Below are 13,464 nucleotides of genomic sequence, written 5' to 3' on the forward strand. Positions count from 1 at the left end.
ATATAGCGTATAAGAAAAATGCCCGTATCTTGCCATACGGGCATTTTCTTTAACCGGTCAGCAGATTGCCAGGTTTTTACACAGCCTGCAATGATCGGCCTTTTTCGTTCAATTACACGCTTAGTTCAATTCGATCTTCTCGCGATTTCTGTCCAGAAGCGCTTTACCAATCCCCTTCACTTCCAGCAGTTCATCTACTGACGCAAATGGCCCATTGCTTTCACGATATGCAACAATCGCTTTGGCCTTGGCCTCGCCTATACCCGACAGTTCACGCTGCAGCGTTGCTGAATCGGCACGATTAAGATCGATTTTGCCCACTTGCCCCTTGGCGGCCACATCCAGTACCTGAGGTGTCTTGAGCACCTCGGGACTGGTCACTGGAGCAGCGAAAGTAACGACGGGAACACTGGTGAGAAGGGCAAAAACCAGAGAGTAGAAATAGCCTGTACGCATAATTGAAGCTCCATGACGGCGTTTTAGAAGGCAGCTTTTTCCGAAGCTGCTCCTCAAACTTAGGCTATGTAATGGCGCTGTCAAAAACATGTACATTGCAAAATATGAAACAATCAGGGTTCCAGGCGTCGCTGCTGGTAGATCCAGTCGACGATTTCACCATCCGGGGAGTAGCCACTAACGGTGTCGCGCAACAACTGGCGAACACGCGCATAATCGTCTTGATCAACGGCGCGGAGCAATTCGCTCAGCTTGACCTTCAGCACATCCCAGGACAGGTAATCCTCGTTGGCAGTCATGATCATCGGGTGCTGAGTGGCAGCCACGTTGTCACCGATCAATAATTCCTCATAAAGTTTTTCACCCGGACGCAGGCCCGTGAACTCGATAGAGATGTCGCCATGCGGGTTTTTTTCCGAACGGACGCTCAAACCAGATAAATGGATCATCTTCTCGGCGAGCTCAACAATCCTCACAGGCTCCCCCATGTCCAAAACGAAAACATCCCCGCCCTGCCCCATGGAACCCGCTTGAATAACCAGCTGCGCGGCTTCGGGAATGGTCATGAAGTATCGAGTAATCTTGGGGTGAGTGACCGTCAGTGGCCCCCCCGACTTGATCTGTTTATGAAATAGCGGAATAACCGAACCGGACGATCCCAGAACGTTCCCAAACCGCACCATTGTGAAGCGCGTCTTGTTAACCCGAGAAACGTTGGTCGTGTCACCGAACAATACCGGTGCCATCTCTCGACTGAGCGCCTGCAGCGTCAACTCGGCAAGACGCTTGGTACTGCCCATTACATTGGTAGGCCTCACGGCCTTGTCAGTCGAAATCAATACAAAGTTGGAGACACCGGCCTGAAGTGCCGCCTGTGCTGTATTCAGTGTGCCGATCACATTGTTGAGCAGACCTTCAGCAATATTATGCTCGACCATAGGCACGTGCTTGTAAGCCGCGGCGTGATACACCGTATCCACACGCCAGGATTTCATCACATCCAGAAGTTTTTCCTGATTGCGCACAGACCCAAGAATTGGCAAAAGACGAATCGGCAATGACTCTCGTGCAATTCGCTGTTCCAGTTCGGACAAGATGCTGTAGAGATTGAACTCGCTATGCTCAAACAGCAAAAGTGTCGTGGGTCCGAGTGCCAGGATCTGACGGCAGAGTTCGGCGCCAATGGAGCCTCCAGCACCTGTAACCAGAACGGACTGCCCCTTGATGCAGTGCTCGAGCAAATCCCCCTGAGCCGGAACAGCATCGCGGCCGAGCAGGTCGGCAATGTCTACTTCCTGGATGTCGTCGACCTTGACCCTGCCACTGGCCAGATCCATGAAGCCCGGGACACTTCGAACGTGCAGAGGAAAACCTTCGAGAAAACCAAGAATCTCGCGGCGGCGACCACGGTTGGATGACGGGATGGCCAGGAGAATTTCCTGAGCGCCCGTGTTGTCGATCATTTGTTGGATATGTTTAGGCTTATATACTTGCAGCCCCGAAATAACCCTATCGGCAATACCGCTATCGTCATCGATAAAGGCAACAGGTCGCATGACCCTCCCCATTCGCAAGGCGGTAACGAGTTGATTGCCGGCGGCCCCCGCACCGTAAATCGCGACTTTTGGCAAGCCATCATCCCTGCTCGTAAACGGAACATGCTGAACCGCGCTGAACCAATCACCCATAAAATACTGGCGCATGGCGAAGCGCAATCCCCCGATCATGATAAGACTCAACCACCAGTAGTTGAATATGATCGAGCGGGGAACGACGTTCTGATGGTTGCTGTACCAGTACAGCAAGACGCCCAGGATCAGGGACGATAATGTGACGGCCTTGATAATGGCAATGAGCGCATCATTTCCGAAGTACCGCATCACCGCGCGATACATGCCAAAGCGGATGAACAGGGGAATTGCCACGACAGGTGCGCTGACAAAAAGCCAAACATGCTGAGTGAGGGGGTTGACCATCTCGTCCAGCCCCAGACGTACAACAAACGCCATCCACAAGGCAAACCAGACCAGAAAAATATCAGTCAGAACCAGCAAAATTCGCTTATGTCGTCTTGGCAGACTTAATAAATGCGCCCGAATTTTATCCATAACCCCTCTAAACACCTCTCGAAGCTCCCAGCATTGATACAGCAACTACAGCTTTTGGTATCTCTTGTGGATAAGGCATTGCGTGATAGCCAGAGCAACCATCACGCATTGTTCGCGATTTCCAACTCGCCAGCGTGGAATTTGAATGCCAGCGCCACCAAAGGCACATAGGCAAGAATCAATCCTGTCGCACCATCCAGGTACTGCATGACGACCAATATAGCGACCGGCAATAACCACAACAAATTGACAGCGGCTATTGCGACTGTGACCACACGATGGCTGCGGAATTTCCGTGAAGCGTACTGGTATCCATGGCTGCGATGAGCCTCATAGACCTTGTCACCACGCAACAGGCGTCGCAGCAAGGTAAAAGTGGCGTCAACAATGAATACGCCTAACAGGATAAGCCATGCCCACAAAAACACCGGTGCAGTCCATGCGGCATGCAGGGCCAACACCGCCAGCACTATGCCTAGAAAACCACTCCCGGCATCGCCCATGAAAATACGCGCTGGCGGGAAATTCCAGACAAGGAAACCGAGTACGGCCATTGTCAGCACAAACGGGGCAATGGAGAGACTCACATGACCGCCAATCCAATACACCAGACAAGCGCCGACACAGGTGCAAATCGCTTCGACACTCGCCAGACCATCAATACCATCCATAAAGTTATAGAGATTGAGCATCCAGACTAGAAAAAAAGCCCCGATGACATAACCAAACCATCCCAGACTTATTTCGTAACCGAACACATTGATCGGGGCCATGCCGCCAATCCAGAACAATGCCCAGATGGCACCAGCGAAATGCGCCAGCAGGCGCCACCGGGCAGCAATGTGTCCGTGGTCGTCAAGAAAACCTATGACTGCTATCCACCCACCGGCTCCAAGTAGAGCCAACGCCATGGGCCAGGCCATGTCATCTACCCAGACAAGCGCCGGTAACGCAATCAGAAAACTCAGGACGATGGCCACACCTCCACCACGCGGTGTCGGGACCGAATGTGAACTTCGTGAATTCGGAATATCTATCAAACTGCGTGCCAAGGCATATTTGCGCAATGCACCCGTGGCCAAAAATGAAACACCAACCACAGCAGCCAACAACCAAATTGTGTTCAAAGATCAACTTCCTGAAACAGCCAAAATCAATTTTGCAATTGAACCAGCACTGCCGTTAGCCAGCTTATCGCTGCCTGTCCTTGTAGTAGTTCGCAGCCGACACCAGAGCTTCATCGACGCTAACGGGAGGAGTCCAGCCCAGCAGCTTTCGAGTTTTGCTTATATCGACTTGCAACGACCCGCAAAGCCGTTGCGATAAAGCCTGCTTACCTAAAAGCTGCGCTCCTCGCTCAAGCAGCACACTCGGAACAGGCAACAACCGTGCAGGCTTGCCCAGCGCTTGCCCCATGCGCCTCAAGAGCTGCGTAGTGGACAGATCTTCCCCATCACTGACAAGGAAAATCTGATTCGCTGCAGCAGGGTGACGAATACAGGTCACTATTAAATCAACAAGATTGTCGAGCGCGACCAGACTGCGTCGATTATGGATAGCCCCGAATGGCAGCGGCACCCCCTTGTCCAGCCAGCGCATCATGTTCAGGAAATTGGCCCTGACACCCGGGCCATAAACGAGCACAGGACGAATAATCACGACCTCCATCCCTGAATCGATCGCGATTTCGCGTAACCCTCGCTCGGCCTCCATCTTTGATACGCCATAGGGGTCCGCTGGCGCGGGTGGAGCATCAGCAAGATAGGGCTCATTGAGCGGCGTACCTTCACCATTCACCTTGATCGAGCTAATGAACACAAAACGTCGAACCCCTTGACCAGCCGCCTGCCGGGCAAGATTCAGTGTGCCTTCGACATTCACCTTGCGAAACGCCACCAGCGGATCGGACTCGGTGTCATTCATCACATGGACACGCGCCGCGCTGTGAATGACGACCTCCACCCGATCCAGCGCCTGCGACCAATCGGCATCACTTTCGAGCCCGGCGGTTTGAACAGTTGTAACGCGCGCCGGACAGTCGGGCAAGGCATGCCCACGAATGGCTGCCACCGGTTCCAGATCTTCAGAAGCCGCTAACCGGCCCAGTACAGCACGGCCTACGAAACCAGTGGCACCTGTCAACAAAACACGCATTTTCAAACCTCGACGCCGCTCAGGGTTTCGACCAGACAGTACGGTTGATGTAGTCGGTGTAACTCAATACGACCCGAACCACCTGCTTGGACACCGGACCCGCCTGGTAATCCCTGACCACGGGGATGACACGCTGATCACGATCATGCTGACTGGTCACCACACGTACAGCATTGAGAACGCCATCCACTTTCAGGCCACTCATAATGAGTGTCCCTTCGTCCATCCCCTCCGGACGCTCATGTGCATTACGGATGGTAATGGCAGGCAAGTTCAGCAGAGAGGCCTCTTCAGTGATGGTGCCACTATCGGACAGGACGCAAAACGCCGACATCTGCAACTTGATGTAGTCAAGCAGACCGAATGGTTTGGAAAAGCGGATCAACGGGTGATCCAACGATTCGCCTATCGCCTCCAGACGTTTGCGGGTGCGGGGGTGAGTGGACACGATGATCGGAAACTTATACTCGTCGGCCAAGGCTCGCAGTGTCTTGAGCAAATCCCGGAGGTTTTCCGGCGTATCGACGTTTTCTTCTCGGTGAGCGCTGATGATGAAGAATTTATCCTGCTCCAGCCCCTCTCGAACCAGCACGTCGGAAGTGAGAATTTTCGGCATGTAGTAGTCGAGCACTTCCTCCATATGCGAACCGGTCTTGATGATGGTTTCAGGACGAATCCCTTCAGCGATCAGATAACGCCGGGCATGCTCGGTCAGCACCATATTGATATCGCTCAGGTGATCGAGCACCTTGCGATTCAGTTCCTCGGGAACTCGCTGATCAAAACAGCGATTGCCGGCTTCCATATGGAATACGGGAATCTTGCGGCGCTTTGCGGCAATGACTGCAAGACAGGTATTGGTATCGCCATAGAGTAAAAGCGCGTCCGGCTTTTCAACTTCAAATACTTCATCCGCCTTGGAAATCACCTCGGCGATGGTCTTGGCAGCCGTATCGCCGGCGGCGCCCAGAAAGTGATCGGGCTTTCGAATTTCAAGATCGTCGAAAAAAACCTGATTCAATTCGAAGTCGTAGTTTTGGCCGGAGTGGACCAACACATGGTTGACCTGCTTATCCAGCTCAGCAATGACACGACTCATCTTGATAAGCTCTGGTCGCGTGCCGACCAGCGTCATGACCTTAAGCATCAAGTTTCTCCTGAATGTATTCCAGATTCAAAAGAACTTTCTTCACGCCTTCAACATCGAGACGCTCAGTATTATGCGAGGTGTAATCTTCAAGATCGGAAATCTCCTGCTCACCTTCAACAAAGAATTTCTTGTAGTTCAGGTCGCGATTGTCCGCCGGGATTCGATAGTAACGCCCCATGTCTTCGGCTTTGGCCATTTCTTCACGGGAAATCAGCGACTCGTAGAGTTTTTCGCCATGACGGGTGCCAATGACCTTGACGGTATTGTCACGAGAGAACAGCTCCTTGAGCGCTTGCGCCAGGTCAGCGACTGTCGAGGCAGGTGCTTTCTGAACGAAAATATCGCCTTGCTCGGCATGCTCGAAAGCGTGCAGCACCAGGTCGACAGAGTCCTCCAGCGACATCAGAAAGCGGGTCATGTTCGGATCAGTGACAGTCAGCGGCTCGTCATTTTGCAATTGGTTGATAAACAACGGAATCACTGACCCGCGCGAGGCCATGACATTGCCGTAACGAGTTGCGCAGATCACAGGTCCCGATGCCGGAATCATCCGCGACCTGGCCACCATCAGTTTTTCAGCCATGGCCTTGGAAATACCCATGGCATTGATTGGATAAACAGCCTTGTCGGTACTTAGCACGACAACGCGCTTAACACCCGAAGCAATCGCGGCATTCAGAACGTTTTCGGTACCGATGACGTTAGTGCGCACGGCTTCCATAGGGTAGAACTCGCAGGAAGGCACCTGCTTCAATGCTGCAGCGTGAAAAATGTAATCCACACCGACCATGGCCTGATCCAGGCTATCGCGATCGCGAACATCACCGATATAGAACTTCACCTTGTCGTTCGACAGGGCAATGCGCATATCTTCCTGTTTTTTTTCATCGCGGCTGAATACACGAATTTCTTTTACGTCGGTATCAAGAAAACGCTTCAACACTGTATGACCAAATGACCCTGTGCCGCCCGTGATCATCAAAATTTTATTATCAAACATAACTACCATCCAAGACTTGATTGTATTTAATGATCAACGCGTTGCGCGCATTGATTTGACCAATTCCAACCATGAAGGTGGAACGTAACCGGTCGCAGATTGGAATTTTGATGAGTCCAGCGAACGATTAATAGAAAGATCACTGTCAGCGACGATATCGATTTCCTTTTCATAAACTTCTGCCACCAATTTCAGCAGAGACAATTTATCAATAGGTGCCACCGAGACATGATAAAGGCCCTTAAGCTCCGGGTTCGGGATCACATAATCACGAATGACACGCGCCAGCTCCACGGTAGGAAGCCCCGAAAAAATGGCCTTTTCGTAGCCCTTGACCGACCCGTTCTGGGATAGAAACCAATCCACCAGCGAGTACTGGCTTCCCAGTTCGTGACCGATGATTGAAGTCCGGAGAGTGACTGCATTCGGCTGGGCATGAAGCTCGCCAATGTACTTGGACTTGCCGTAGAGATCCTCCGCATCGGAGACATCCTCTTCAGTGTAAAGCCCTTTACGTCCGGAAAACACGCAGTCGGTACTGATGTGAATCAAGCGAGCGCCAGACAGTTCGCACAACTTGGCAATGCGATGCGGCAACATGGCATTGATGGGAAGCGCTGAAAGGGGATCCTTGGCATCGGCCAGCTGCTTGATCAAGCCGACGCAGTTAATGACGACATCCGGCTTGACCCGTGCCAGCACCGAAACCAGCGAGTCCTGGTCCAGCACGTCGACATTGCTGATCAACGAACTGCGAGTTTCGTCTGAAAAGTGTTTTGCGCCACCTGGGTTACGTAAAGTGCCCCACACCTCATAGCATGGGTTTCCATGGAATTGCCTGAACACCGTGCTACCCAGCATCCCGGTGACCCCTAACACTAGTACTTTCATTTTGAGCTACCTTTCAATTCATTGATCCTGGTACAGAGGATTTCGACGAGACGCTGGCTTTGACGCTCCATTTCGAAATGCTCGAGGTAGTACGCCCTGCCCGACTGCCCCAATGACTCCCGTTCATCCGAACTCATGTGGAAAAGTTGCTCAATGCACCTGGCCATACCTTCGGCATCTTGCGCCGGGCTCGTCAGGCCTGCATTGGCCTCTTGAATGACCCGAGCCCCTTCGCCATCCAGCGCGGCGACAATCGGCCTCCCCGCGGCAAGGTAAGCCTGGACTTTACTGGGAATGGTATAGGAGAACGCCTCATCTTGCTTCAACGTCACCAACAATCCCGTGGCACGACTGAAAAAATGTGGCATTTCACCTACCGGATACCGGCCGGCGAGGACAAGGTTGTCCAATGATCGGGATTTTTTCTGGCTTTCGATCCAGCTCAGCATGCTACCGCTGCCGACCAGAACAATTCGGAGATTGGATAGATGACGAAGCCTGTCTGCTACCTCAACCAGGGTTTCGACCGATTGTGCGGTCCCCAGGTTGCCAGCAAAAACGAGACAGAAATGGTTTTCGAGCTCCGCAAGCAGCGATGCAGGAATCCGGGTCTCTTCGGAGCCTGGCGGAGTATCCTGATAACAATTTGGGAAATACACGACCTTGCCGGGATCAGCATAGCGAGCAACCGGTTCCCGGAATGCCCTCGACTGAACGAGTAAAGTGTCAACGCAGGCGTAAATGCCTCTGACCATCCACCCTACCACGCGCAAGAGCGATTTATTCCTGATGAATCCCGTCGCACTCAAACTCTCTGGCCAGAGATCTTGAACCCATACAGCCAGATGACTCTTGAGTTTCCATTTCAAATAGATGGCGGGAATGACCGACGTAATCGGGGAAGGTGCAAACACAAAAATTGCGTCGTAACGTTCGCCTTTTACAGCAGCCGGGTAAAATTTCAGCCCATTTACGATATAAGACAAATAATTCAGTATCAGGTTTTTTGCGCCCGAAGAGCCGCGAGGTCTAAGCGGTGCACGGCATACGCCAACTGTCGTTTCGTAACTTTCTTCCTGGTATCCGGAAGCATGGTAGCCGTCGAACACAACACCATCCGGATAGTTCGGTTTGCCGGTAAGAACTTTTACGACATGCCCTTGAGCAGACAAGCTTTTGACCAGGTCGTTGATAATAAATGATTCCGGCCAAAAATACTGCGACACCACGAGAACTCTCATCTATCAAACACCTGCTTTTCGCAACTTGGCCAACGCCAGCAACTCGGACCACGTTTTTCTTGAGGTTTGTTCCCAATCAAACTTATCACTTTGTGCAACCGCTGCAACGGCCAGCTTTTTCAAGAACTCCGGATTTGTTAATGCTTCTGTCAATACGTCTGCTATGTCTTGGGAGTCAAACGGCGAAAAATACAATGCTGCGTCCGCGCCAGACTCCGGCATGGGCATAACATTGGAGCACATCATTGGCCGACCTGAAGCGAGCGCTTCAAGAAGTATGTTCGGACTGTTCTCGCACGACGAGGCAAAGAGATTCAGATACGCGTGGTGATACAGAGGAGGAAGTTCCTGATAAGGAATAGCGCCAAGTAGCAGGACCTGGCCTTCCAGACCTAGCGTCGAAATCAGAGTCTTTACACGCCCGGCTTCCGGCAGATTTGTTTCCCCGACAAGAATCAGCGGGAACCTTTCACGAAGCTCTTGAGGTAGTTTCCCGTAAGCACTGACCACTTGAAAATCATGCTTGTAAACGTCAAATCTCGACACATATAAAATGTACTCGCTCCCTGGTAAAAAATCCGGGCGAACAGTACTTTTGCCGTGTGTCCGAAACACAGAACCAATTCCATGAGGGATAGTAACGGCGCTTTTAACCTTGGCCAGCGATTCGATGCCCCCTCGTGCATAATTTGAAATAAATATCGTCAAATCAGCTTCAGTCATGCTCTTGAGCATAATGCGGCTCAACAACCAATTTCTGATCCGTTGCAACCCGAACGGTACACTTTTTCGTACGCGCAAATCAAATGGAATCATCTTCCGAAACATCGTCGCAACCTTGCAACCGGCTGGTGCACGAGTGCCCACTACCCCCCCGGGACAAAACAGCAGGTCAGCCTTTTCAGCCTTCAAGATACCGGGTAACACCCACTTTTCCCACAAGGCTCTGACAAGCGGATTTTCTGTCGGCCAGGCAGGTTCGACGCGACGGATCCTTGGGTGATCTGGCAGCTTGAGTGACGAAGGGGCAAACACGAGGATATCAAGATCCTCGAAGGGTACGAACTGAAAAGGATTAATCAGATATGTCTGACCTCCACCCAAGCGGGCAGAGAGCGCATTGAAAACTATCTTCATGGAAAACCTTTTGCTCAATCTGAATTAGCGACTATTTTTATCAAGCCAGGATTGGAACATCAGAATATTCCACAAATGAAGACTACGATCGTACGTTCCGTTTTGATGCTGGAGCCACGCTGAGCGAATTTTCTGACAATCGAAATAGCCCTCACTCCTGATTCGCTTCTCAGCCAGCAAGTCCTCTGCCCACTCTCCCAGTGGTCCACGCACCATTGCGCCAGTGGAATAGAGAAGCCCGCCTTTGGTCTATCGAAGAACGAGGTAGGTACGTATCTCTTAAGCAGTTCGCGAAGTGGCCGCTTCCCGACGCCACTTTTGATCAACTGCTCTGAAGACAAAAAAACGCCAGTTCCGCGACTCGATGATCAAGCAAGGGTGCCCGGGCTTCGAGGCTCGCGCTCATGGCACCACGCTCGATATTTACGAGCAGATCATCCGGCAAGTACTGAGAAACATCCCACCTACGAATTTCTTCGATGTAATCGTCCATCGACTCCCAAGAGACGTCGCCCTGATCTTGACCGTCAATACCCAATACCACATTGTCTGCAGGTTGTCATTTCGACTACATTTACGCCAGAAAACCTTAACAACTAAAGCGCAAACAGCAATGAATTCCCGTCTCAACGAACGCGCGCAGGATACCGCATCATTGCCTCTGCTGAACACCAGAAACAAACTCCAATAAAATCAATGTTCAACTTACCGCCCCTGCTTCTGACCCTCAAGGCATAAGCAGACACAACACCGCCCCCCCACAATCATTCCGACCAAGAATGAAACAACGCCAAAAATCGACAACTGAAGCTGTGGTGAAGAAAAACCTAAAAAGGAGATGACAACAAACTGCTGGTTTTCCAGCACGAAGAGCAGGTATGGAATTGATACAAACAACACAAACCCTGTGATCACGAATCGCTTGAAGCGGCGGCTGTCTCACCAACTAATCGTCACTGCAACCCTCCTCATCCTCATTCAGCCGATCACGCAATTCCTTACCCAGCTTGAAATGCGGAACGAACTTGCCATCGAGACTGAGACCGACCGGTTTTCGAATTGCGCCCCACCCTCGGGGAGCGATAGCGCAGAGAGAAACTGCCAAACCCACGGATCTCGATACGATCGCCGGTGGCCAGGCGCTGGGACATTTGTTCAAGCAAGGTCTTGATGGCCTGCTCCACATCCCTGGATGAGAGCAGCCCCTGACGGGTGACAATTCGCTCGATCAACTCCGACTTAGTCATAGCCCCCCCCTTCTTTTTCAAGCAACCAGATCAGCGCTTCACAGCGCCTCAGCACACCCGGAGGATTTTGAACAGTGCAGCAGTTACCCCATCGTTCTCCTGCCAGGTATCTCACCTGACCATCACTTACTTTCAGGCATAAGGCTAGCTGCAAATAAACGACTGATTCGACTAAGAAAGAGACAACCTGAGGAGCCCTGGATTTCATCAACAAACCCCGGCAGGCCAATATTCTGTTCAGCCCAGGTAAAATCCAGGCACAAAAAAGGGCGACCGAAGTCGCCCTTTTTTACAGAAAGCCAGAACTTAGTTCTGTTTTTCCATTTGTGCACGCAGCAGGTCACCCAGAGTGGTGGCCACAGGAGCGTCAGTAGCTACTGGCTTGTCGCGCAGGCTCTGGATTGCTTCTTTCTCGTCTTCAACGTCTTTCGACTTGATCGAGAGCTGAATTACACGGCTCTTGCGGTCAACGCTGATGATCTTGGCTTCTACTTCTTCGCCTTCTTTCAGAACGTTGCGCGCGTCTTCAACGCGGTCACGGCTGATTTCAGAGGCTTTCAGAGTCGCTTCGATATCGTCGGCCAGAGTGATGATGGCGCCTTTAGCGTCAACTTCCTTCACGATGCCTTTAACGATGGCGCCTTTGTCGTTCTCTTGAACGTACTCGGAGAACGGATCGCTTTCCAGCTGCTTGATACCCAGGGAGATGCGCTCGCGCTCCGGGTCAACCGACAGGATAACGGTGTCCAGCTCGTCGCCCTTCTTGAAGCGGCGAACGGCTTCTTCGCCCACTTCGTTCCAGGAGATGTCGGACAGGTGAACCAGACCGTCGATGCCGCCGTCCAGACCAATGAAGATACCGAAATCGGTGATCGACTTGATGGTGCCGGAGATTTTATCGCCCTTGTTGAACTGGCCAGAGAAATCTTCCCATGGGTTGGATTTGCACTGCTTGATGCCCAGGGAGATACGACGACGCTCTTCGTCGATGTCCAGAACCATGACTTCCACTTCGTCGCCGACTTGTACGACTTTCGAAGGGTGGATGTTCTTGTTGGTCCAGTCCATTTCGGAAACGTGTACCAGACCTTCAACGCCTTCTTCCAGCTCAGCGAAGCAGCCGTAGTCGGTCAGGTTGGTTACACGCGCGGTAACGCGAGTGCTTTCTGGGTAACGGGCTTTGATAGCAACCCATGGATCTTCGCCCAGTTGCTTCAGGCCCAGGGAAACACGATTGCGCTCGCGATCGTACTTCAGAACCTTGACATCGATCTCGTCGCCAACGTTGACGATTTCGGAAGGATGCTTGATACGCTTCCAGGCCATGTCGGTAATGTGCAGCAGGCCATCGACGCCACCCAGATCGACGAATGCGCCGTAATCGGTGAGGTTCTTGACGATACCTTTGACTTGTTGGCCTTCCTGCAGGGATTCCAGCAGAGCTTCGCGCTCGGCGGAGTTCTCGGCTTCCAGGACGCTGCGACGGGAAACGACAACGTTGTTGCGCTTCTGGTCCAGCTTGATGACCTTGAATTCCAGCTCTTTGCCTTCCAGGTGCGTGGTGTCGCGCACTGGACGGACGTCAACCAGAGAACCTGGCAGGAACGCACGGATGCCGTTAACGTCGACAGTGAAGCCGCCTTTAACCTTACCGTTGATAACGCCCTTGACCACTTCTTCGGCTGCGAAGGCTGCTTCCAGAACAATCCAGCATTCAGCGCGCTTGGCTTTTTCACGGGACAGCTTGGTTTCACCAAAGCCGTCTTCAACCGAGTCCAGAGCAACGTGAACTTCGTCACCGACGTTGATGTTCAGTTCGCCAGCGTCGTTGTAGAACTGCTCAAGCGGGATGAGTGCTTCAGACTTCAGGCCAGCGTGAACGGTTACCCAGCGAGCCTGGTAATCGATATCAACGATAACACCGGTGATGATGGAGCCTGCCTGAAGGTTCAGGGTTTTTAGGCTTTCTTCAAAGAGTTCCGCAAAGCTTTCGCTCATTTTAATTCCTGTTGATGAGGGCGAAGAATACGCCCATCTCCACACCCCAGACGGTGTGGGTTAGTTTCATTTAAAAGAAGCC

Annotated in this window: 11 protein-coding genes and 2 pseudogenes; all 13 read right to left on the reverse strand. The window is 52.0% G+C overall.

Annotation, left to right across the window (positions count from 1 at the left end; genetic code table 11):
- Positions 1–120 precede the first annotated feature (120 nt).
- Positions 121–456, reverse strand: a complete 336-nt coding sequence (locus tag AC1DKH_RS11100; RefSeq protein WP_477756448.1) for a ComEA family DNA-binding protein — start codon at positions 454–456, stop codon at positions 121–123.
- Between the two features lie 113 nt (positions 457–569).
- Positions 570–2,564 (reverse strand): polysaccharide biosynthesis protein, encoded by a 1,995-nt coding sequence (locus AC1DKH_RS11105; protein WP_477764744.1) that lies wholly within the window; start codon positions 2,562–2,564, stop codon positions 570–572.
- A gap of 101 nt (positions 2,565–2,665) precedes the next feature.
- Positions 2,666–3,691 carry an MraY family glycosyltransferase gene (locus tag AC1DKH_RS11110; RefSeq protein WP_477759894.1) on the reverse strand — a complete coding sequence of 342 codons (1,026 nt, stop codon included), beginning with the start codon at positions 3,689–3,691 and terminating at the stop codon, positions 2,666–2,668.
- A 64-nt stretch (positions 3,692–3,755) separates the two neighbouring features.
- The gene (locus tag AC1DKH_RS11115; protein WP_477764746.1) at positions 3,756–4,718 is read right to left on the reverse strand and encodes a UDP-glucose 4-epimerase family protein; all 963 of its coding nucleotides are present in this window, start codon (positions 4,716–4,718) and stop codon (positions 3,756–3,758) included.
- A 19-nt stretch (positions 4,719–4,737) separates the two neighbouring features.
- Complete coding sequence (gene wecB, locus AC1DKH_RS11120; protein ID WP_477756583.1) at positions 4,738–5,865, reverse strand: non-hydrolyzing UDP-N-acetylglucosamine 2-epimerase; 1,128 nt, start codon at positions 5,863–5,865, stop codon at positions 4,738–4,740.
- Complete coding sequence (locus AC1DKH_RS11125) at positions 5,858–6,868, reverse strand: polysaccharide biosynthesis protein (RefSeq protein WP_414876638.1); 1,011 nt, start codon at positions 6,866–6,868, stop codon at positions 5,858–5,860. The genes wecB and AC1DKH_RS11125 overlap by 8 nt, the downstream gene beginning before the upstream one ends.
- Before the next feature lie 33 nt (positions 6,869–6,901).
- Positions 6,902–7,759 carry a dTDP-4-dehydrorhamnose reductase family protein gene (locus AC1DKH_RS11130; protein ID WP_477798178.1) on the reverse strand — a complete coding sequence of 286 codons (858 nt, stop codon included), beginning with the start codon at positions 7,757–7,759 and terminating at the stop codon, positions 6,902–6,904.
- On the reverse strand, positions 7,756–9,000 hold the full coding sequence (locus AC1DKH_RS11135) for a glycosyltransferase family 4 protein (RefSeq protein ID WP_477756752.1): 1,245 nt from the start codon (positions 8,998–9,000) through the stop codon (positions 7,756–7,758). Before AC1DKH_RS11135 ends, AC1DKH_RS11130 begins: the two co-directional genes overlap by 4 nt.
- Before the next feature lie 3 nt (positions 9,001–9,003).
- Positions 9,004–10,137 carry a glycosyltransferase family 4 protein gene (locus AC1DKH_RS11140; RefSeq protein WP_477798179.1) on the reverse strand — a complete coding sequence of 378 codons (1,134 nt, stop codon included), beginning with the start codon at positions 10,135–10,137 and terminating at the stop codon, positions 9,004–9,006.
- A gap of 24 nt (positions 10,138–10,161) precedes the next feature.
- A pseudogene (locus AC1DKH_RS11145) lies at positions 10,162–10,478 on the reverse strand (asparagine synthase-related protein).
- Positions 10,460–10,630, reverse strand: a complete 171-nt coding sequence (locus AC1DKH_RS11150) for an asparagine synthase-related protein (protein WP_477756919.1) — start codon at positions 10,628–10,630, stop codon at positions 10,460–10,462. The pseudogene AC1DKH_RS11145 and the gene AC1DKH_RS11150 overlap by 19 nt, the downstream one beginning before the upstream one ends.
- A gap of 453 nt (positions 10,631–11,083) precedes the next feature.
- Positions 11,084–11,384 (reverse strand): annotated as a pseudogene (gene ihfB, locus AC1DKH_RS11155) (integration host factor subunit beta).
- 306 nt (positions 11,385–11,690) lie between these two features.
- Positions 11,691–13,382: a 30S ribosomal protein S1 gene (rpsA, locus tag AC1DKH_RS11160; protein WP_007973639.1), complete on the reverse strand. Its 1,692-nt coding sequence runs from the start codon at positions 13,380–13,382 to the stop codon at positions 11,691–11,693.
- Positions 13,383–13,464 lie beyond the last annotated feature (82 nt).

The sequence above is a fragment of the Pseudomonas sp. 05L36 genome, from assembly GCF_056398125.1.

What these genes read in the sequence shown, in the direction of transcription:
- AC1DKH_RS11130 (WP_477798178.1), bottom strand. Translation starts at nt 7,759, where the DNA reads ATGAAAGTACTAGTGTTAGGGGTCACCGGGATGCTGGGTAGCACGGTG.
- AC1DKH_RS11140 (WP_477798179.1), bottom strand. Translation starts at nt 10,137, where the DNA reads ATGAAGATAGTTTTCAATGCGCTCTCTGCCCGCTTGGGTGGAGGTCAG.
- AC1DKH_RS11125 (WP_414876638.1), bottom strand. Translation starts at nt 6,868, where the DNA reads ATGTTTGATAATAAAATTTTGATGATCACGGGCGGCACAGGGTCATTT.
- AC1DKH_RS11135 (WP_477756752.1), bottom strand. Translation starts at nt 9,000, where the DNA reads ATGAGAGTTCTCGTGGTGTCGCAGTATTTTTGGCCGGAATCATTTATT.
- wecB (WP_477756583.1), bottom strand. Translation starts at nt 5,865, where the DNA reads ATGCTTAAGGTCATGACGCTGGTCGGCACGCGACCAGAGCTTATCAAG.
- AC1DKH_RS11100 (WP_477756448.1), bottom strand. Translation starts at nt 456, where the DNA reads ATGCGTACAGGCTATTTCTACTCTCTGGTTTTTGCCCTTCTCACCAGT.
- rpsA (WP_007973639.1), bottom strand. Translation starts at nt 13,382, where the DNA reads ATGAGCGAAAGCTTTGCGGAACTCTTTGAAGAAAGCCTAAAAACCCTG.
- AC1DKH_RS11150 (WP_477756919.1), bottom strand. Translation starts at nt 10,630, where the DNA reads ATGGACGATTACATCGAAGAAATTCGTAGGTGGGATGTTTCTCAGTAC.
- AC1DKH_RS11115 (WP_477764746.1), bottom strand. Translation starts at nt 4,718, where the DNA reads ATGCGTGTTTTGTTGACAGGTGCCACTGGTTTCGTAGGCCGTGCTGTA.
- AC1DKH_RS11105 (WP_477764744.1), bottom strand. Translation starts at nt 2,564, where the DNA reads ATGGATAAAATTCGGGCGCATTTATTAAGTCTGCCAAGACGACATAAG.